This window comes from Arthrobacter sp. FW306-04-A (genome assembly GCF_044358315.1).
Lineage (GTDB): Bacteria > Actinomycetota > Actinomycetes > Actinomycetales > Micrococcaceae > Arthrobacter.
In genome coordinates, this window is record NZ_CP084559.1 from 4,218,325 (window position 1) to 4,237,952 (window position 19,628).

The window sequence follows — 19,628 nt, forward strand, 5'->3', positions numbered from 1 at the left end:
CACGTCGAATAGCACGAAAGGAAACACAATGACTACCGCAAAGCCCTTGCGCGTCGGCATGGTGGGCTACGCGTTCATGGGCGCCGCCCACTCCCACGCCTGGCGGACAGCTCCGAGGTTCTTCGATCTCCCGCTGGACCCCCAGCTCACCGCCCTTTCCGGCCGGAACGACGACGGCGTCCGGGCCGCCGCGCGCAAGCTCGGCTGGGGATCCGTGGAGACAGACTGGCGCCGGCTCCTCGAGCGGGACGACATCGACCTGATCGACATTTGCACCCCCGGCAACACGCACGCGGAGATCGCGATCGCCGCCCTTGAAGCCGGCAAGCACGTGCTCTGCGAAAAACCGTTGGCCAATTCGGTGGCAGAAGCAGAGCGCATGACGGACGCCGCGCAAGCCGCGGCGGAACGCGGAGTGTTCTCGATGTGCGGGTTCAGCTACCGTCGCACGCCAGCGTTGGCCCTGGCCAAACGGATGGTCGAAGAGGGTCGGCTGGGAACCATCCGGCACGTGCGGGCGCAGTACCTGCAGGACTGGCTCAGTGACGAAAACGCTCCCATGACCTGGCGGCTGGACAAGTCGAAGTCGGGGTCAGGCTCCCTGGGCGACATTGGAGCGCACAGCATCGACGCCGCGCAGTGGGTCGCCGGGCAGCAGATCACCGGCGTCTCCGCCCTCCTGGAAACCTTCGTCCACGAGCGCCCGCTGGCCGGTGACCTCGTGGGTCTCGGCGGCCATGGCGACGCTGGCGCCGCTGCCCCCCGCGGGACGGTCACCGTTGATGACGCCGCGATTTTCAGCGCAAGGTTCGACGGCGGCGCTACTTCAGCGGGCGCCGTCGGGGTTTTCGAGGCGACGCGCTTCGCGTTGGGACGGAAGAACGCCATGCGTCTCGAGGTCAATGGCACCAAGGCGTCCCTCGCGTTCGACTTCGAAGAGATGAACGTCTTGTCCTTCTACGACGCCGCTGAAGCCCCCGACGCCGGATTCCGCCGGATCTTCGTTACGGAACCCGAACACCCCTACGCCGGCAACTGGTGGCCGACGGGCCATGGCCTCGGATACGAACACGGTTTCACGCACCAAGTGGTGGACCTCGTGACAGCGATCGGGGCGGGCGAGCAGCCCTCGCCGTCGTTCGCTGATGCCTTGCAAGTGCAAAAGGTGCTGGCCGCCGTTGAAGGCAGCGCCGCAGAGTCAAGCCGCTGGCAGAAAGTCTAGGAGGGAATCCCGATGAAACGACCCATCACACTGTTCACCGGCCAGTGGGCCGACCTGCCATTCGAAGAGGTCGCCCGGCTCGCGGGCGAGTGGGGCTTCGACGGGCTGGAAATCGCCTGCTGGGGCGACCACCTGGACCCCTACCGCGCCTCCGTCGACGACGGCTACGTACAGGAACGCCTCGACATACTTGAAAAGAACGGCCTTAAGATCTTCGCGATCGCCAACCACCTCACGGGCCAGGCTGTGTGTGACGATCCCATCGATGAACGCCACCGGGACATCCTGTCCGATGACGTCTGGGGCAATGGTGATCCCGAAGGGGTGCGTCAACGCGCTGCGGAGGCAATGAAGGTGACGGCACGGGCCGCGGCACGCCTCGGCGTCAAGACCGTCACGGGATTCACAGGCTCCTCCATCTGGAAGGCCGTGGCCATGTTTCCGCCGGCCTCGGAGTTGATGATCGAGCGCGGTTACCAGGATTTCGCGGACCGCTGGAACCCGATTCTCGACGTGTTCGACGAGGTGGGAGTCCGTTTCGCCTTGGAAGTGCACCCCTCCGAGATCGCCTACGACTACTGGACCGCGAAGCGTGCCCTGGAAGCAGTGGGCCACAGGGAGAACTTCGGACTGAACTTCGATCCATCCCACTTCATCTGGCAGGATCTGGATCCGGTGATGTTCCTCCAGGATTTCGCGCCGAAGATCTTCCATATGCACGTCAAGGAATCTATCCGCCAGCTCAATGGCCGCAATGGCCGGCTCGGATCCCACTTGCCTTGGGCGGATCCGCGGCGGGGCTGGGACTTCGTCACCGCGGGCCATGGGGACGTGAAATGGGAGCCGATCTTCCGCACCCTCAACGCGATCGGCTACGAGGGGCCAACCAGTGTCGAGTGGGAGGACGCCGGTATGGACCGACTCGTGGGAGCGCCCCAATCCTTGGCCATGGTCCGGAAACTCGCCGCCATCGCCCCGCCGGCCGCCGCCTTCGACGCGGCATTCGCCAGCCGATGACCATTCGTTTTATCCGGCCGTACTTTCAAGCAAAGGAAACCATGACTGACAAGAAGACCGCCTTGGTGGTTCGTGGCGGCTGGGATGGCCATCAGCCATTCGAGGCCACAGAACTCTTTGTCCCGTTCCTCAAGGACAACGGCTATGACGTCCGTGTAGAGGAATCCCCCAAGGTATATGCCGATTCGGCATATATGTACGGGGTGGACTTGATCGTGCAATGCGTGACGATGTCCACGATTGAAAAGGACGAATTCGAGGGGCTCCGCACCGCTGTCGAAAACGGCACCGGACTCGCCGGCTGGCACGGCGGCATCGCCGATTCCTATCGGAACAACTCGGACTACCTGCACATGATCGGCGGCCAGTTCGCCTGCCATCCCGGCAAACATCCGGACGAACGCATCGGCGAGCAGTCAGACAACTACGTGCCGTACACCGTCAACATGCTCCCGGCCGCCGCCAGCCATCCCATCACGCAGGGGCTTAGCGACTTCGAGCTTGTCACCGAGCAGTACTGGGTCCTCTCGGACGACTATATCGACGTCCTCGCCACCACCACCCAGAAGGTCCGCGAATGGGACCAGTGGAAACGGGAAGTCACCTCTCCGGCCATCTGGACCCGGCAGTGGGCCGAAGGCAGGATCTTCGTCTGCACCCCGGGCCACCGCGTGGAAATCCTCCAGGACAGCAATGTCCGCACCATTATTGAAAGGGGCATGCTGTGGGCAAGCCGTTAAAAGTAGGCATCATCGGCTGCGGCGCCATCATCGCCCAGTACCTCACAAGCTTCCGCCGGCTGGAGGCCATCGACTTGGTGGCCGTGGCGGATCTCGATCCCGCACGCGCGCAAGCGGTCGCGGATTCTTACGACGGCGTCCGTGCGGTGACCGTCGACGAGCTCCTGGCGGCGGACGACGTCGAGCTCGTCCTGAACCTCACCATTCCGGCCGCGCATGCACCGATCGCTTTGAGGGCGATCGCCGCCGGCAAGAGTGTTTATGGGGAGAAGCCGCTCGCTGCGACGACCGCCGAGGCACGGCAAGTGCTCGACGCCGCGCGGGAGGCCCGCGTCGTGGTCGGTTGCGCGCCGGACACGGTGCTGGGTACCGGTATCCAGACCGCCCGCAAGGCGATCGACGACGGCTTGATCGGCACTCCGATCTCAGCCACGGCGACCATGGTGACACCAGGGCATGAGCGTTGGCACCCGAACCCGGACTTCTACTACCAGCCCGGCGGCGGACCCCTGCTGGATATGGGCCCCTACTACGTCAGTGCCCTGGTCACGCTGCTGGGCCCGGTGGTCTCGGTCATCGGAGCAGCAAGCCACACACGGAACTCGCGCACCATCGGTTCCGGACCGCGCGAGGGCGAAGTGATCCCGGTGACCATCGATTCGCACGTGACCGGGGTCCTGTTCCATGCGTCCGGCGCGCTGTCCACGCTTGTGATGAGCTTCGACGCCGTGAAAACGAAGTCTGCCAACATCGAGGTCCACGGTGCCACAGGGTCCCTCGTTGTTCCTGACCCGAACCACTTTGACGGCGACGTTGAACTCTTCACGCTCGGCGTCGACTCCTGGCAGACGCTTCCGGTCTCGGCCGGCTACATCGATTCCGGCCGCGGCTTCGGCATTGCCGACCTTGCGGCCACCCCTGCCGGGGCCGAACCGCGTGCTGGCGGCCAGTTGGCGTACCATGCGCTGGAGATCATGGAATCGGTGCTGGCATCCGCCCACAGTGGCTCAGCGGTGTCGATCGAAAGCACGGTTGCCCGGCCGGACCTCGTGGAACTGACCGCTTTGGGGGCACCGTTCGCTGAGATTCAGGGAATCAGCTCGTAAGGGTTGCCCAATATTCTCCGGACTGAGGTGGCCGCGGCACCCATGAGGGCCCCCGTCCGCCCCAGTCCGGAGAACGCCACGTTCCCTTCCGGGATCAGTCCCGGCGCGTAGTGGTCCAGGTTCCGGCGCAATGCGGGAGCGATCCACTGCTCAAGTGCCGCGAAATGCCCGCCCAGCACGACGGCGGAAACGTTCGCCACCCGCGCCGTGGAGGCCACCGCGATTCCGAGATAGCGCCCGGCTAGTTCCGCCGCTGAAACCGCGAGCTCATCGCCGTCGTGAGCCCGCTGAAGCAAATGTGCCATGTGCCGTGTGTTCGAATCCTGCTCTATTCCCGCAGCGGAATATATAGCGTCTTGGCCCGCAAACGTCTCAAGGCAACCATGGCCACCGCAGGCGCACAACGGACCGTCGGGATTCACCACCACATGTCCGATCTCACCGGCATGGCCTTGCGGACCGGCGAACAGCTGGGAATCTATGACCAGCCCACCTCCGACACCCACCTCACCGGACACGTACAGGAAGTCACGGAACCGGTCGCTTTTGCCGTTATCTGCGCCGTGGCCAAACCAGAGTTCCGCGAGCGCGGCACTGTTGGCCTCGTTCGAAAGGGAGACGCCGAAAGGCGCGTCCGGTAGCAGCGTGGGCAGCTCCTCGGAGAGATCGACGTCGGTCCAGCCCAAGTTCGGGGCGGCCAGCACCACGTTGCGCTCCGCATCCACCAACCCCGGAACCGTCAGTTCCCCGCCAAGAAGTTCGATGCCGGCGCCCGAGGCCTTTGTTGCTGCCCGCTTCGCCATGGCGATGAGAAGCGGCAGGATGTCTGCCGGCTTGCTTCCGCGGTTATGCCGTTCAACGGTTTCGTGGAAGGTCAGTTCCCCTGTGAAATCCAGGACTCCCACCGCGAGGTAGTCCACATTGATTTCCGCGGCAAGCGCGCCGCGCGCAGGGTTGAGGACAAGGCCGGTTCCCGGCCGTCCGCGTTCGCCGTCGTGGGTGACACTCGCTTCCCGCACCAGGCCCGACTCGAGCAGATCGGCTACAAGGCTCGAAACGGAGGCCTTGGTCAGACCGCTTTCAGCGGCAAGTTGGGCGCGCGTAGCCCCACCGCGCCCCTGGATCCCGGCGAGCACGAGAGCCAAGTTCTGCCTGCGGACATCGCCCACTCTTCCGGGCGACGGCGTGGCGGGCATGATTCCTCCGAGATCCTGATTGACAAGGTGATCTCCATCATCATTCAGGGATCGGGGGCTGCGGGCCATTTGGACCGTGCCATGCGGCCTGGCGATGGCGGCGACGGTGAGGCGGGTCCTACGCCGGAACGCACGGGCCGGCGCTACCACCCAAGCAACCGGCACTCCTTCGCCCCTAATCCGCCGCGTACCTGATTCCGGCCTGCTCACGCGCCGCATCCAGCAGGGACATAGTGGCCAACGTATCTGCCAGCGGCATGGTGGGGCTTTCGAGAAGGCCCTGCTGCAGGCACCTGATCACTTCCCGCAACTGGTACGTGTAGCCATGGCCGGCCAGGGTGAATTTCTCCGCCCGTTGTTCGCCGGAGCCGGAGGTAATGGTCAGCTCGCTTGGATTGAACAGCGGGGCGTTGCAGCGCAGCATCCCCTCGGTGCCGCACACAGTCGCCGTTTGTGGTGTTGCCGCGGTCAACGAGGTCATGGCCTGGACCCGCGCTCCGGAGGAATAGGACAGGGTCAGCGCGGTCTCGGAATCCACTCCGCAATCGGTGAGGTGCGCCGTGGCCGTCAACGAGTCGGGGCGGCCAAGGCTAATCAGCGCCCAGGTCAGCGGATACACGCCCACGTCCATCAGGGCGCCTCCCCCGTCTTCGCGCCTCCACAGCCGGGATTCTGGATTGCGCGGCGCCGGAAATCCGAGGTCCGCTTGCAGCCACCGGACCTCACCGAGTTCGCCGGATGCGATGATTTCCGCCGCCCGTTGCACGCTGGGCAGGAATCGGGTCCACACGGCCTCCATCAAGAACAGGCGCTTCTCCCAGGCCAGCCGGACCAAATCGTCCGCTTCCCGGGCGTTGATGGTCAGCGGCTTCTCACACAGGACGTGCTTCCCTGCTTCGAGGGCCGCCTTCGCCACCGCGTAATGGCTTGTGTGCGGCGTTGCCACGTAAACCACGTCCACCGCGGGGTCCTGGAGCAGACGCTGGTAACCCGGAAGCCCGCCGTCGTCACCGTAGGCGCTCTGGAAGCCGTGTTCGGAAGCAAACGCCTCCGCGTTTTCCTGGGTCCGGGAACTGACGGACTGCAGAACGGCGTCGTGCAGAAGCGCAAGGTCACCGACGACGGTGGAGGCGATCCGCCCGGTGGAAATGACTCCCCACCGGACGGGTCTGCCTGATGCAGACACAGGGTCCTGGTTCACGGAATCAAGAAGCGGTGTCCTGACGAGCAGCGGTTCAGTTTCCGGTATCAATGCAGGCACTGGCCTTCCTGTAGTTCTGGGCGATGGAAGCCCGGAAATCCGGCTCGGGCGTGGCATCCACAGCCACGGGCCAGTCCGGTCGGCGCCCTGCGAGCGCCCACGCCGCCTGCACCGCTGCGCCGCGGGCCACGTATTCACCGGGGCTCGGAACCACTACGGGAAGGTCGAACACCTGCGCTGCGATCCGTTGCACGGCAGGATTCTGTATGGCGCCGCCGATCAGCAGCAACCGCTCCGCACGGCCGCCCTGGTCACGCAGCGCATCCAGGCCTCCAGCGAGGCCGCACAGCATGCCTTCGATGGCTGCCCGGGCGATATTCGGCCGGGTAGTGGAGGCAATGCTGAGACCGTGGAAACTGGCCTTCGCATGAGGCAGGTTGGGTGTCCGTTCCCCCTCGAAATACGGCACCAGCACCACACCTCCCGCACCAGGTTCGGCCTCGAGGGCGAGCCGGGAAAGCTCGTCGAAGTCGACGTCGAGCACTGTGGCAACCGAACTGAGCACGCGGGCGGCATTCAGCGTCACAGCGATCGGCAGGTACTCCCCGCTCGCATCCGCGAAGCCGGCCACGGTCCCGCTCGCATCATGTCCGGGTGAGGAGTCGACGGCGAACACCGTGCCGCTTGTACCCACGGAGACCACGACGTCGCCGGGTTTGGCTCCGAGTCCCAGGGCCGCGGCGGCATTGTCCCCGGCCCCGACACCGAGCAGGATTCCGCCACCAACAGCATCACTTGCGCGGGAGCCGCCGAAACATGCCGGGTGCACGCGGCCTGCGGTTTCGCCGGGGCCCAGCACACGGGGAAGAACGACGACGCCGGGCGCCGCCGTCCTTTTCCCGCTTGAGGCTTCCCGTGCATCCTGGCCGAACGCCAGTTTGAACAGGTCCAGGTCGTAGCGTGCGGTCAGCGGGCTCCAGTAGCCGGTGCCGCTGGCGTCCGAGCGGTCAGTGGTCAGCGCGTCCAGGTCCGGCCCCAGCGGACTGGAGCCCGCCGGGCCGTAACCCCGGAGACGCCACGTGAGCCAGTCATGGGGGAGCGCGACGGCGGCCACCCTCGCCATGCTTTCGGGTTCGTGGTCCCTGACCCACCGGATCTTCGTGATCGTGAACGAAGCCACCGGCACCAGCCCGGTCCGCCGCGCAAAGTCCTCCGCGCCCACTTCGGCCGTGAGGTCCTCGGCGGAGCCGGCCGAGCGCGTATCGTTCCAGAGCAACGCCGGCCGCACCACATTGCCGTCGCCGTCCAGCAGCACCATGCCGTGCTGCTGGCCCGCGACCGACAGCGCGCTGACGTCGGCGAGGCCGCCGGCGTCGTCGAACGCTTCAGAAAGAGCCCGCCACCACTCGTCCGGATGGACTTCTGTTCCGTCCGGGTGGCCCGCCCGGCCCGAACGCATGAGCGCACCGCTTTCCGCGTCGAGGACCACCACTTTGCAGCTTTGAGTAGAGGAATCAACCCCGGCAACAAGGTTCAAGGAAGCAGCGGCCACGGGATCAGCGCGCTCCCAGGAGGTGCTCGATGAAGAGCTGCTGGAGCTTCACGAATCCGAAGCCCTTGCCGCCGAAGTATGCATCGGCGTCGAAGTCCTCATAGGCGGACTTGTCTGCCCGCAACTGCTCGTAGCCTTCGCCCGGATTCAAGGTGGGCTCGTTGATTTCGGCCACCCGTGATGCTTGCAAGGCTTCCTGGACTTCGGGGTCGGCCCGGAATGCCTTGGCTCGCTCCTTGAGCAGCAAGTAAGTCTGCATGTTCGCGGCCGCCGAGTCCCACACGCCGTCGATGTCCTCGGTGCGGCTGGGCTTGTAGTCGAAGTGCCGCGGGCCCTGGTAGGAGGGGCCGCCGTCGGGACCGCCGTTTTCGAGGAGGTCCACCAGGGAGAAGGCGTTCTGCAGGTCGCCGTGGCCGAATACCAGGTCCTGGTCGAACTTGATGCTGCGCTGGCCGTTGAGGTCGATGTGGAAGAGCTTCCCCTGGTACAAAGCCTGGGCGATGCCGTGCGTAAAGTTCAGCCCGGCCATCTGCTCGTGGCCTGTTTCGGGGTTGATGCCCACGAGCTCCGGGCGCTCAAGCGTTTCGATGAAGGCCAGGGCGTGGCCCAGGGTGGGCAGCAGGATGTCGCCGCGGGGTTCGTTCGGCTTCGGTTCGATCGCGAAGCGGAGGTTGTAGCCCTTGTCCGTGACGTAGTCGCCGAGCAGGTTCACGGCCTCGCGGTAGCGCTCCAGCGCGCCGCGGATGTCCTTCGCGGCGTCGTATTCACTGCCTTCACGGCCGCCCCACATGACGAAGGTTTCGGCGCCCAGTTCAGCCGCGAGATCGATGTTGTCCAGCACCTTGCGCAGGGCGAAGCGGCGGACGCCGCGGTCGTTGCTCGTGAAACCGCCGTCCTTGAAGACGGGGTGGCTGAACAGGTTGGTGGTGACCATGGGAACGATCATCCCCGTGGCCTTGAGCGCTCCTTGCAGACGGTCGATTTCGCGCTGGCGATCGGCGGCTGAGCAACCGAAGGGGAACAGGTCGTTGTCGTGGAAAGTGATGCCGTAGGCGCCAAGGTCGCTGAGCCGGTTGATGGCTTCCACGGTGTCCAGCGGCGGGCGGGTGGCCGAACCGAATTGGTCCTGTGCCTCCCATCCCACGGTCCAAAGGCCGAACGAAAACTTGTCTTCACGGGTGGGCTGAATCGTCATTGAGTGCTCCGGGTAGTTTTGTGGATTTGTTTCGCTATCCAACATATTACGAATCTCTGTGATGTCAACCACGTGGAAGCGCCAAGATTTTTTCATCCAACCAACGAAAGATTCGCAAAGATCTAGCCGTGGGGCCATCCAGCCGTTATGTTGTTGTGAACATCAAATGAGGCCCCAAGGCTCCCTAACGAAGGATTCAACCGTGACTGATCAGCTGGTGGCGGAACGCAACTGGGCAGGAAACTACAGCTACCAGGCACCGCAGCTCGCCCATCCCGCCAGCGTGGAGGAGCTCCAAGGGCTCGTGGCAGGCGCCAAGAAGATCCGCGCGCTCGGGTCCCGCCACTCCTTCAACTCCATCGCAGACACGGCCGGCACACTCGTGGTGCTGGACCGGCTGGATCCGGGCATCAGCGTGGATGCGGCGAACATGACCGTCACGGTGAGCGGTGGCACGCGTTACGGGACGCTCGCGGCGGAGCTCCAGCGCCAAGGCTTCGCCCTTCACAACCTCGCATCGCTCCCCCACATTTCGGTGGCAGGAGCTGTCGCCACCGCCACGCACGGCTCCGGGGACGCCAACGGCAACCTGGCCACCGCCGTCGCGGGCCTTGAACTGGTCACGGCGGACGGCAGCATTCTCAGTGTGCGCCGCGGCGACGAGGATTTCGACGGCATAGTGGTGGGACTCGGCGCACTCGGCATCGTCACCAAACTGACCCTGGACATCCAGCCAAACTTCGACGTAGCCCAGAGCGTCTTCGAAAACCTCAACTGGGATCTCGTCCTGGACAACTTCGATCGAATAACCTCCTCCGCCTATAGCGTCAGCCTGTTCACCGACTGGAGTGGAGAGACAGTCGGCCAGGCGTGGCTCAAGAGGCGCAGCAGCGATCCCGGCCCGGAGACGTCAGATTTCTTCGGCGGTACTCCGGCAACGGAGGCCCGGCATCCCCTTCCCGGCGTGTCTGGAAGCAACTGCACCCAGCAGCTTGGCATTCCGGGGCCGTGGTCCGACAGGCTGGCCCATTTCAGGATGGAATTCACTCCGAGCCAGGGCGACGAGCTGCAGAGCGAGTACCTCATCCCCCGGGAGCACGCCGTGGACGCCCTCCGCACCATGCGCCGGCTTTCCAACGTCGTGACTCCGCTGCTCCTGATTGGCGAAATCCGCACGGTGGCTGCGGACCAACTCTGGCTGAGTGCCAACTACGGCCGCGACGGCATCGGTTTGCACTTCACCTGGCGCCAGGACCAGCCGGCGGTCGAGGCCATTCTGCCGCTGCTGGAAAGGGAACTGGCCCCGTTCGCCGCGAGGCCGCACTGGGGCAAGCTGTTCGACGCCGGTGCTGCCGCCGTCGCGCCCTTGTACCCCCGCTTCGGCGACTTCATCACTCTGGCGGGCCGCCTGGACCCGTCCGGGAAGTTCCGCAATGCCTTCCTGGACCGCACGGTGTTTGGGAGCTGATATTGTCGCGATGATGCCCTCCCCCACCCGAAATCCCATCACCGCCAGCGAGTCCGATCCGTCGCGGCGAAACAACCTGGCCCTGCTGACATCCCTGGTCCATCACAACGGCGTGCTCAGCCGCGCCCAGCTGACCAAACGCACCGGCCTGAACCGGTCCACGGTAGGGGCGCTTATAGGGCAACTCGTGAACCTGGAAGTGGTGTATGAGACGGCGCCCTCGGGTGAATCCCAAGTGGGCAGGCCCAGCCCCATCGTTCATCCGCGGCCATCCATAGCTGCCCTTGCGGTCAACCCGGAGATCGACGCTGTCACCATCGGTCTTGTAGGCCTCGGTGGGAAGGTACAGAAAAAGATCCGTTTCGACACCGAGCGGATCCCGACGGCCAAGGAAGCCGTGAATATTGCGGCCGCCGTGATCGCCGGGATGCGGTCCGAACTCGACACTTCGTATCGGGTCATGGGTGTGGGGATCGCCGTGCCTGGGCTCGTCAACCGCGACGACGGCGTGGTGCGGCACGCGCCGCACCTGGGCTGGCGCAATGAGCCTGTGGCCGCAATGCTCGGCGAGGCCACCGGATACCCATGCCACGCGGCGAACGACGCATCGCTGGGCGCGGAAGGTGAGCTCCTCTTCGGCGCGGGTGCGGGGCAGAAGAACCTGGTCTACCTCAACGGAGGCGCCAGCGGCATCGGCGGCGGAATTATCGCTGACGGGGAATTGCTTCGCGGAGCATCGGGCTACGCCGGAGAGCTCGGACACACCTTTGTCCGCTCGTCCGGCAAGGCTTGCCACTGTGGCGCAACGGGTTGCCTCGAAACCGAAGTGTCCCAGTCGCCGCTTTTCGAGATCGCCGGGCTGGGTGGTGGCGATGCGGGCCAACTCGAGCAAGCGCTTCGTGGGAGCAGCAGCGAAGCCGTGGCCGCGGAAGTGGCGCGCCAGCTCGAGTATTTGGGCCTGGCGCTGCGGAACGCGGTGAACACTTTCAACCCGGAAGCGATCGTCCTGGATGGCTTCCTTGGTGTCCTGCACGCGCTGTCTCCCGGGACGCTGGACAGCCTGCTCCGGTCCCAGGCCATGGACGGACCGGCGGGCCAGGTGAAGATCTACCGGGCTGCCCTCGGCTCGGACCTGATGATGATCGGAGCCGCCGAACTGGCCTTCACGCAATTCCTCGCGGATCCTGCGGGCGTCTTCCCTACTCCTACTCCTTAGTCAGGCCGACCATGCTGAATCAGGCACCGCTCAATCAGGCACCGCTCAATCAGGCACCGCGTCACCGTGCACCAGCGCCCATGGGCGAGCACTTTGAACTCACTGCGAGCATAGGCGGTCGCAGCCAGCGCGTTGTAGTGACGGAAGTCGCAGCGAGCTTGCGGGAGCTCGACGTCGACGGAGTGGCGCTCATTCAGGACTACCCTGCCGACGCCCAACCGCCGTGGTGCGCCGGCTGGGTCCTGGTCCCGTGGCCGAACCGGGTCGCTGGAGGCACGTGGAGCTACGACGGCGGTGCCCAGCAACTCGACATCACGGAACCAGAAAACGGCAATGCCTTGCACGGGTTGCTGACGCGCACCCCGTACGGAGTTGGTGCGCTCACCGCGGACAGCGTCACGCTCGACGCCGGACTCTCACCGCAGCCGGGATACCCCTTTGAGCTGGCGACGTCAGTCCGGTATCAGCTCATGGAGGACGGGCTGATCGTCACCCATCGCCTGGAAAACACAGGCCACCGATCCGCGCCGGTCGCGCTGGGCGCGCATCCTTTCCTCCGCCTGGGCAGCGTACCGACCGAGGAGCTCACGCTCTACATCAACGCCGATACCCACATCGAGGTGGACGAACGCCTGAACCCAAGCGGAATTACCACGGACGTGGCCGGAACCAGGAACGATTTCCGTGCTGGCCAGGTAGTTGGCACCGTGGACCTCGACGACGCCTGGGGCGATGTCCGCCGCGAGGACGATGGAAGCTCCCTGCACTATCTGGAGGCGCCGGACGGCAGCCAAGTGCAACTGTTCATGGATGCCTCCTTCGGCTATGTCCAGGCCTTCACTACTACGGAATTCGCCACCCACGGCGGCATGGTGACCGCCATCGCCGTCGAACCGATGACGGCACCCGCCGATGCCTTCAACAGCGGCCAAGGACTGCGCTGGCTGGAACCTGGCGAAGTCTGGGAAGCCAGCTGGGGCATCCGCTACCAGGCGACGCGGAAATCGCTGGCTGACGCGGAGGAGGCCTGACGACACCCGAATTTCCGCCGCGCCAAGGAATTTCCGCCGCGCCAAGCATTCAGGGTGTCGCCAAGCCGCGCGTCGATCCGCGGGGCTACTTCGCCCCGGGCCATCCCGTGTACGACTCCGCCAAGTATGCCCGGGCATGCCGGGAAGAGACCACGGAGTGGAGTTCGCCCAACTGGCGCGCCCTGCCGAACTCATCCGAACCGGGAACAGCGTGCAGCATGGAAGTCATCCAGTAAGAGAAGTGCTGGGCCTTCCAGACCCTTTCGAGGGCGCGATCGCTGTAGGACTCGAGCAGCGCGTTGGAGCCGTTCGAGTAGAAGGACTCCAGTCCTTCGAAGAGCACCTTGACGTCGTGGAGAGCCAGGTTCAGCCCTTTGGCACCAGTTGGCGGGACGGTGTGGGCGGCGTCGCCGGCGAGGAACCGGTTCCCGTGTCGCATTGGGGCGTGGACGAAGCTGCGGAACGGCAGGACCACCTTTTCGAGGACGGGCCCCTCCTTGAGCTCAAAGCCGTTTCCGTTGACGCGCTTGCGGAATTCGCACCAGATGCGCTCGTCGTCCCAATCGGCCACGTCCTCCTTGGGGTCGCACTGGAAGTACATGCGTTGCACATTCTCCGTGCGCTGGCTGATCAGGGCGAAGCCGTTCTCGGAATTGGCGTAGATCAGTTCATCCGAGCTGCGCGGGGCCTGGGCCAGGATTCCGAACCAGGCGAAGGGGTATTCGTGGAAATACCACTTACGGTTCGCTTCCGGGATCTGTAAGCGGCATTGGCTCCGGGATCCGTCGGCACCCAACAGGAAGTCCGCCCGGATCTCGAATTCCTGACCCTCGGAATCGGTGAACCAGACCTTGGGCTTGCCTTCGAGCTCGTGGATGGTGGTGTCCGTGACACTGTAGCGGACGTCGCCGCCGTCCTTCTTTCGCCGTGCGGCGAGGTCCAGGAACACGTCGGTCTGCGGGTATAGCCAGACCGATTCCCCCACCAACTCCTTGAAGTCGATGCGGTGGCTTTCCCCGTTGAACCGGAGTTCGATACCGTCGTGCCGATCGCCGTCGCGGAGTACGCGGTCGGAAGCGCCGCTCTCGACGAGCAGGTTCACGGAGCCGTGTTCCAGGATGCCCGCACGGACTGTTTCGGCGATCTGCTGGTGGCTGCGGACCTCGATGACCGTTGATTCGATCCCCGATTTTGCCAGCAGGTGGGAGAGCATGAGGCCGGCCGGGCCTGCGCCCATGATGGCCACTTGGGTGGTGATGATCTTGCGTGCCATGGTGTTCCTCGCTTCATTGCGGAACCGCTGCTGGAGGGCTGCGGTGGGTTCTGCTGATCAGTGTGACCCCCACCGCATGGTCGGCGTTAGGAAAATTCCGTTCAACGGAAATTCGCTAAACCTTCCGCTGCTCCCCGAGTTGCCGCCCGATGCCGCGAGCCGCGGTCTGCAGCGCGGGCACCAGCGCCTGGAGTCGCATCTCAGCAAGCGGGACCACGACGCCGAGCGCAGCCACAGTGCGCCGCTTACCGTCCATGACCGGCACCGCGATGCCCCAGGTGTCCGGATCCACCACGCCGGCGAGCTGCGCGTACCCCTGCTGGGCGGTTTCGGCTAAAAGGCGACGGACGACGTCGGCCGTCACCTTTCCGGCAGGGTCACTGAACTGCGTGAGGTAGTCAGCCAGCCGCCCACGCGGCTGGTTCGCCATCAGCGCGAGTCCGGCCGATGAGATGTGAACGGGCATGCGGCCTGCCACACGGGCACGGTTGGCCACGGATCCCCGGCGGGACAGCCGCTCAACGAACAACGCCTCCCAGCCGTCCAGCACTGCGAGGTTCACGTTCTGGTTCAGGACCTGCTGGATGTCCTCCATGAACGGCAACGCGGCTTGTCGGAGAGCCAGGGTGGGTGAATTGCGGTTGACGAGTTCCCATAGCCGCAGGCCCAGCCGGACATTCCCGCCAGAGGCCAGTTCCAGGAGCCCGTGATCGGCGAGTTGCCGGACCAAGCGATGGGCGGTTGTGAGCGGCAAGCGGGCGGTGTCCGCGAGTTCGGAAAGCTGCAGGGACGTCGAGCCTTCCGGGAAAGCTTCGATGATCCGGACGATGCGGTCCACCACGGAATCGCCGGACGCGGAGTTGGCCACGGGGCGCTTCCCACCTCCTGCGGATTCCATTGAATGGTGATGCGATCCAGCTTATACGGGTTCGGCGGGACCGGCGGGTTCGCTTTCCGTGAGGGTTTGCTCGCGGCGATCCGCCTTGGCATCCTGGCTTTTCCGTCGCGAGATTTCCATGCCAATCGCGTCGTATTGCGCCAGCAACTCCGGGCCGGCATAAGTAGTGGGCTGGTCCAGCAGGCCAAAAGCGAAATCGCTAGCGGCGAGAAGTTCGTCGTCGGAGTACTTGTCCAGCGGCTGGAATCCCTCTGCGTCGATCGAGGCGGCGAACTCGCCGGTGATCTCGACAACTTTCGACCGCGCAGCGGTCTCAGTGGGAAGGGTGGCGGGCCGATCCATGAATTCCAGCGAAACTCCGGATCCGATGGCGAGTCCTACTTCCGTGGCGCCGCCGTCGAACGCGTTGAGGTCGTTACGGAGTCCCGCCAAGGCCTGCGATTCCACAAGGGCAGCTCGGGAAAAGTCCACTCTGATGTGGGAAGTGATGCCCATTCGCCGAATCCGACGAACGATGTGAACGAGCGCGGGGCGGGAATCCTCGTTGAGGCTCCCCCGCACGTCTATCTGAACTGCATCAGTGGAGACATCGAATTTTACGAGGGCGTGCAATCTGCGGTCCATAGGTACTCCAATAAAGGGGGTTTCTATGGCCGACGGCTCAACCTCAAGAAGAGTATCCTCTGGCACCTCGTCGCACAACTCGCCGCATTGACGTCTCAGCGGGCCGGACTCACCCGGCCCGGCTTCGGCCCGGCTCCTGGACCGGCTCTTCGAAGTGGGTCACGGTGCCCGATCCGTCAACGGAATCCACCAAGGACTTGGCGATATCGCGCAATTTCACGTTGCGATTGCTCGAGGCCTCTGTCAGGATCCGGACAGCGTCCTCTTGGCTGCAGCGGCTCTGTGCCATGACAACTCCCACGGCGACGTCGATGATCGTGCGGGACTCCATTGCCGCCCGGAGATTCTTGGCACTATCCGCGTGGAGTGCGAACCTGACGGCAAGACGCAAGGCCTGCGATACCTCGCGGGTGTACTCCCGGGCCCGGGCCGCGGCCCTTTCGTCGAACTTGTACGGGGCCTCGGAGTATAGGTTGATGGCGGCCTTGGCCTCGCCCTCAAGGTTGAAAGGCAGGGAGAGCACCGATCTCAGGCCGTACGACGCAACGGCACTCGCATAATCGGGGCCCCATCGGTCTTCCTCAAGGAGATCCGGAACGTGGACTTCCCGTTCCTCCTTGGCAGCCGTCAAACATGGTCCTTGAGCCAACGAATACTGGATCTCGTCCACCTCGCGGGCCACATCACTGCTCCACCCAATCGTGACCGCCTTGCGCTGGCGCAATAGTGTGATCCCGCAAAGCGCATCGTCGCCGTCCCCCGCCATCTGGTGGGCAGAAAACCGTGCCAATTCGTTGAGGAAATCCTCGAAATCGGCACTTTCCAGGATCAGGTTCTGGATTTGGTCAATGGTGGTTGGGGCGGAATCTGCAGGGAGCATGGCGCGTTCTCCAGGTGAATATGCTGATGGGGGCATGTGGAAATAATAAGCCCCTCATACAAGGTCCCACACGGCGGCCCATTGGGATACGCCTAACTGAAAGCGGGTTCGTTTTCGAAGGGAACTTCCTCGGCATCAGCTCTGCGGATTCTCCATCGTCCGCCCTTCAGGGCCGGGCGCGCTCGGCCCTGAGCCGGGACCACGCCGTCGGCGCCAGTACCACCGCGACGCCGACGACGGCCCCGATCACCGTCTCCACGATGCGGTCCCGCAGCAAGAGCCCAGGCGGGACGTTGGCCACCAGCAGAGTGGAAATGAGCGCCAGCGGCGTGACGAAGATCTGTGCCACAAGATACTGGCGTGCGATGAAGAGCTCGGCTCCGAACTGGCACACGGCAATCACCAACACCATTTGCCACGGCACCGGACCTAGCCAGAGGATGCCAGCCAACACCAGCAGACCCAACACGGTACCAACGATTCTCTGGATGCCCCGCTGCACCCGGTGCCGGGTACTGCGGCCCACCAAAGGAACCACCGCTGCCACCATGGCCCAATAGCCGTGTCCGAACCCGAGCCATTGCCCAGCCAAGGTGGCAAGGGTTCCGGCCAACCCGGCAGCGACGAAATAGCCCAAGCCTTCCAACCACGCTGCCCGGATTTCCTGCGGCAACAGCCGTTCCGCCAGCGGTCGCTTCCAAGGCGTCCGGTGGCTCGGGACCAGCCGGGCCGACATTCCGATCAGCAACGCCAACGCCGCAGTCACCACGGCGGCCAGCATTCCTTCCCAGAGCGGCGGCTGCTGTGGCACGGAGGCGATCGCAGCGAAAGCGAAAATATGGAACAGGGAACCGGCCGGGCGGAGCCGCCACAGCGCTGTCACTACGGAACAAAGCGCGGCAACCACGGTTGTGCCGAGCGTGAGGATCCACACGTACGTGTCCGAGTCCTGTCCAATCCTGGCCGTCAAGGTAGCCAGCAGGATGATGGCCAGCAGAAGCGAACCTGCTCGGAGCTGGCTTCGAAACCGGTGGCTGTGCGGCTCGTTGCGGCCATAGATATTCGTGAACGCAGCAAAGCTGGCGAAGACTACAAGGTCCAGCCGTCCGAACAACACGAGGGTGATCAAAGGCAGGAACACGCCAACCGCGCAGCGCACTGCAGGGTGGTGGTCCTTGTTGCCGGGACCGATCCTGAACATCTCTGCCAGGGCGTTCAACGGATTGCCTGCCTCGGTTTGCTTCTATTTGAGAGTTGCACTGCTCAACTAATACTGTTCGACGGCGGCTCTGGCATCCGTTACGAGCTTACTCTCCGAGCGTCGTGCTACTCCGCCCGTCAGCACTCGACGACGTTGACGGCGAGGTCTCCCATGGCGGTTTCCTTGTATTTGGAGGACATGTCCTTGCCGGTTTCGCGCATGGTCACGATGTTCCATCGCATGACAACCAGCTCACCAATCAACAGCCCGGCACCCCCGCTGGGCCTGCTGAACTAAAGGGAGGGGTCTATTTACGCATCGCCTCATGAATCTGAAGCGCAAACCAAAGCTGCGCCAACGTGGACGTTTCGGTCATGTCGAGCCCCGTCAATTCGCTGATTTTCCGGATTCGGTAGATGACAGTTTGGCGATGGGCGAAGAGCGCCGCGGCAGTCTTTTGCCACGACCTCTGGGTGTCCAGGTAGGTCTTCAAAGTCACGATGAGATCGCCTTCCTGGCTCTGTTCATACGTGAAGATCGGGCCAAGCAGCCGCTGAACCAACGCGGTCCCCTCCTCGAAACTCGTGAGCCCCAGCCACGAGGGCCCCTCGGCGTAACGGGACAGGTTTACGGCATTGCTTTTCGCTGAACCGAGCGCCCACAGCGATTCCTGCAGTGCACGCTGGACGCCACCGGCAGACGTAGGCGAGCTGATGCCAATCCGAACCTCGGGCCCCGCGCAGTGGATCAAAACGTCATCGGCCACCGCTGCGGACATCGCCACATGAAGTGTATTGAAACGCCGCAGGCAAGCAGCCTGAAGGCCGTGACGCCACAGTTCGACGTGAATGTTCGCCAGCCGTTCGCCGTCGTCGGCCCCTATCGAAACCACCACGAAATTCTGCGCCGAAACATCAAAAGCGGCGAGCCTGATCTCCAGTTCCGCGATCCCGAGACGTCCATCGAACGCCTGCAGGAGGAATTCGCCCGCTAGGCGGTGCCGGCCTTCCAGGGACAGGGCCGTTCGCGAGAGTTCCAGGCCCAGCACCGTCGCCGCATGCAGAAGCACGACGGCGTCAGGGTGCGGATCGCTTTTCGGCAGCACCACCAGCACCGCATTGGCGTGGGTGGGGATGTCCATTATCAACACGTGCCGGTCCCGCAGCCGATGCCATTGGAACTTCTTCCCGGTCATGGGTATATGCCCTGTAATGGGGGCCAATTCCGCCTGCAGGAAGTCCGGCAGCGGCGCACCATCCGGATGGCAGGGATGAAGGCAGCGCCGGTCCACGACGAACAGATCCGCATCGAGCTCGGCCTCAAGGCCTTGGAGAAGGCCCTGCCAATGGTCCTCGGATGTTCCCGCCGTACGGAGCAGGTCATAGACCCGAGCGGTCTGACGCAGGCGCCGCGATTCCTCCAGCAAGGAGGCCTCAGCCACCGCTCGCGCGATAGCGATGAAGGGCAATGGATACGGAATGCTTATCAGCGGCAGCGGCAGCTGTTCGCAGGCCGCCAGGAACTCCGGCAACAGCTCAGGGGCATGCATCTTTTCCCCGATGGCAAGGGCGCTGGCACCTGCATCGACAAGCGCCTCGGCGAGCGCTACTTGGCCTTGGGCGTCGGCCGGGATGGACAGGCCGTTGGTCATCATCAGTTCGCCGCCGGTGACCCATTCCCACAGCCTCGGCAGGTCAGAAGTGTGTGCCCAGGTGATTCGGTTGTCCCTGCCTGTGGATCCGGCCAAAAGCGCGAGTCCGAGCTGAGGTTCCGCCACGAGCTCAGCCACAGTAATCGCCATGAAATAT

General features: G+C 64.2%; 17 protein-coding genes. 7 read left to right on the plus strand and 10 right to left on the minus strand.

From position 1 onward, the window contains the following. Positions 1–28 precede the first annotated feature (28 nt). The 4 genes from LFT43_RS19685 to LFT43_RS19700 are packed head-to-tail and all read left to right on the plus strand — an operon-like array spanning position 29 to position 4,085. Complete coding sequence (locus tag LFT43_RS19685; RefSeq protein WP_395799752.1) at positions 29–1,222, plus strand: Gfo/Idh/MocA family protein; 1,194 nt, start codon at positions 29–31, stop codon at positions 1,220–1,222. Positions 1,223–1,234: 12 nt separating this feature from the next. Further along, positions 1,235–2,239 (plus strand): sugar phosphate isomerase/epimerase family protein, encoded by a 1,005-nt coding sequence (locus LFT43_RS19690; protein ID WP_395799754.1) that lies wholly within the window; start codon positions 1,235–1,237, stop codon positions 2,237–2,239. 41 nt (positions 2,240–2,280) lie between these two features. Further along, positions 2,281–2,979 carry a ThuA domain-containing protein gene (locus tag LFT43_RS19695; RefSeq protein ID WP_395799756.1) on the plus strand — a complete coding sequence of 233 codons (699 nt, stop codon included), beginning with the start codon at positions 2,281–2,283 and terminating at the stop codon, positions 2,977–2,979. Then, entirely contained in the window at positions 2,964–4,085 is a 1,122-nt protein-coding gene (locus tag LFT43_RS19700; protein ID WP_395799758.1) for a Gfo/Idh/MocA family protein, read from the plus strand. Before LFT43_RS19695 ends, LFT43_RS19700 begins: the two co-directional genes overlap by 16 nt. On the opposite strand, the gene LFT43_RS19705 is transcribed toward LFT43_RS19700, so the two are convergent. The 4 genes from LFT43_RS19705 to xylA form a co-directional block, all read right to left on the minus strand. Next, positions 4,067–5,281: an ROK family protein gene (locus LFT43_RS19705; RefSeq protein ID WP_395799760.1), complete on the minus strand. Its 1,215-nt coding sequence runs from the start codon at positions 5,279–5,281 to the stop codon at positions 4,067–4,069. The two genes, LFT43_RS19700 and LFT43_RS19705, sit on opposite strands and share 19 nt — an antisense overlap. A 175-nt stretch (positions 5,282–5,456) precedes the next feature. Then, on the minus strand, positions 5,457–6,533 hold the full coding sequence (locus LFT43_RS19710) for a Gfo/Idh/MocA family protein (protein WP_395803175.1): 1,077 nt from the start codon (positions 6,531–6,533) through the stop codon (positions 5,457–5,459). Continuing rightward, positions 6,517–8,019, minus strand: a complete 1,503-nt coding sequence (xylB, locus tag LFT43_RS19715; protein ID WP_395803177.1) for a xylulokinase — start codon at positions 8,017–8,019, stop codon at positions 6,517–6,519. Before xylB ends, LFT43_RS19710 begins: the two co-directional genes overlap by 17 nt. Positions 8,020–8,038: 19 nt before the next feature. Further along, positions 8,039–9,229 (minus strand): xylose isomerase, encoded by a 1,191-nt coding sequence (xylA, locus tag LFT43_RS19720; protein WP_395799762.1) that lies wholly within the window; start codon positions 9,227–9,229, stop codon positions 8,039–8,041. A gap of 166 nt (positions 9,230–9,395) precedes the next feature. On the opposite strand from xylA, the gene LFT43_RS19725 reads away from it, so the two are divergent. From LFT43_RS19725 to LFT43_RS19735, 3 genes are read left to right on the plus strand one after another with little or no spacing between them, the layout of a single operon-like run. Next, positions 9,396–10,697: an FAD-binding protein gene (locus tag LFT43_RS19725; protein ID WP_395799765.1), complete on the plus strand. Its 1,302-nt coding sequence runs from the start codon at positions 9,396–9,398 to the stop codon at positions 10,695–10,697. 10 nt (positions 10,698–10,707) lie between these two features. Continuing rightward, positions 10,708–11,913: an ROK family protein gene (locus LFT43_RS19730; RefSeq protein WP_395799767.1), complete on the plus strand. Its 1,206-nt coding sequence runs from the start codon at positions 10,708–10,710 to the stop codon at positions 11,911–11,913. Between the two features lie 11 nt (positions 11,914–11,924). Further along, positions 11,925–12,944 (plus strand): aldose 1-epimerase family protein, encoded by a 1,020-nt coding sequence (locus LFT43_RS19735; protein WP_395799769.1) that lies wholly within the window; start codon positions 11,925–11,927, stop codon positions 12,942–12,944. Between the two features lie 85 nt (positions 12,945–13,029). Here the strand turns inward: LFT43_RS19735 and LFT43_RS19740 are convergent, their stop codons facing one another. The 6 genes from LFT43_RS19740 to LFT43_RS19765 all read right to left on the minus strand — a co-directional run bounded on the left by LFT43_RS19740 (position 13,030) and on the right by LFT43_RS19765 (position 19,621). Next, a complete protein-coding gene (locus LFT43_RS19740; RefSeq protein ID WP_395799771.1) occupies positions 13,030–14,217 on the minus strand; it encodes a 4-hydroxybenzoate 3-monooxygenase in 1,188 nt (395 codons plus the stop codon). A 115-nt stretch (positions 14,218–14,332) separates the two neighbouring features. Further along, positions 14,333–15,085, minus strand: a complete 753-nt coding sequence (locus tag LFT43_RS19745) for an IclR family transcriptional regulator (protein WP_395799773.1) — start codon at positions 15,083–15,085, stop codon at positions 14,333–14,335. 51 nt (positions 15,086–15,136) lie between these two features. Continuing rightward, the gene (locus LFT43_RS19750) at positions 15,137–15,610 is read right to left on the minus strand and encodes a hypothetical protein (protein WP_395799775.1); all 474 of its coding nucleotides are present in this window, start codon (positions 15,608–15,610) and stop codon (positions 15,137–15,139) included. A gap of 238 nt (positions 15,611–15,848) precedes the next feature. Next, positions 15,849–16,619 (minus strand): GAF and ANTAR domain-containing protein, encoded by a 771-nt coding sequence (locus tag LFT43_RS19755; protein ID WP_395803179.1) that lies wholly within the window; start codon positions 16,617–16,619, stop codon positions 15,849–15,851. 166 nt (positions 16,620–16,785) lie between these two features. After that, positions 16,786–17,838, minus strand: coding sequence for an FUSC family protein (locus LFT43_RS19760; protein ID WP_395799777.1), 1,053 nt, complete (start codon positions 17,836–17,838; stop codon positions 16,786–16,788). 289 nt (positions 17,839–18,127) lie between these two features. Further along, positions 18,128–19,621, minus strand: coding sequence for a PucR family transcriptional regulator (locus LFT43_RS19765; protein WP_395799779.1), 1,494 nt, complete (start codon positions 19,619–19,621; stop codon positions 18,128–18,130). Positions 19,622–19,628 lie beyond the last annotated feature (7 nt).

Bases quoted from the DNA above. Each gene is read 5' to 3' on its own strand.
- LFT43_RS19735 (WP_395799769.1), top strand. From the start codon at position 11,925: ATGCTGAATCAGGCACCGCTCAATCAGGCACCGCTCAATCAGGCACCG.
- LFT43_RS19755 (WP_395803179.1), bottom strand. From the start codon at position 16,619: ATGCTCCCTGCAGATTCCGCCCCAACCACCATTGACCAAATCCAGAAC.
- LFT43_RS19765 (WP_395799779.1), bottom strand. From the start codon at position 19,621: ATGGCGATTACTGTGGCTGAGCTCGTGGCGGAACCTCAGCTCGGACTC.
- LFT43_RS19725 (WP_395799765.1), top strand. From the start codon at position 9,396: ATGAGGCCCCAAGGCTCCCTAACGAAGGATTCAACCGTGACTGATCAG.
- LFT43_RS19685 (WP_395799752.1), top strand. From the start codon at position 29: ATGACTACCGCAAAGCCCTTGCGCGTCGGCATGGTGGGCTACGCGTTC.
- LFT43_RS19740 (WP_395799771.1), bottom strand. From the start codon at position 14,217: ATGGCACGCAAGATCATCACCACCCAAGTGGCCATCATGGGCGCAGGC.
- LFT43_RS19705 (WP_395799760.1), bottom strand. From the start codon at position 5,281: ATGCCCGCCACGCCGTCGCCCGGAAGAGTGGGCGATGTCCGCAGGCAG.
- xylA (WP_395799762.1), bottom strand. From the start codon at position 9,229: ATGACGATTCAGCCCACCCGTGAAGACAAGTTTTCGTTCGGCCTTTGG.
- LFT43_RS19730 (WP_395799767.1), top strand. From the start codon at position 10,708: ATGATGCCCTCCCCCACCCGAAATCCCATCACCGCCAGCGAGTCCGAT.
- LFT43_RS19690 (WP_395799754.1), top strand. From the start codon at position 1,235: ATGAAACGACCCATCACACTGTTCACCGGCCAGTGGGCCGACCTGCCA.
- LFT43_RS19695 (WP_395799756.1), top strand. From the start codon at position 2,281: ATGACTGACAAGAAGACCGCCTTGGTGGTTCGTGGCGGCTGGGATGGC.
- LFT43_RS19750 (WP_395799775.1), bottom strand. From the start codon at position 15,610: ATGGGCATCACTTCCCACATCAGAGTGGACTTTTCCCGAGCTGCCCTT.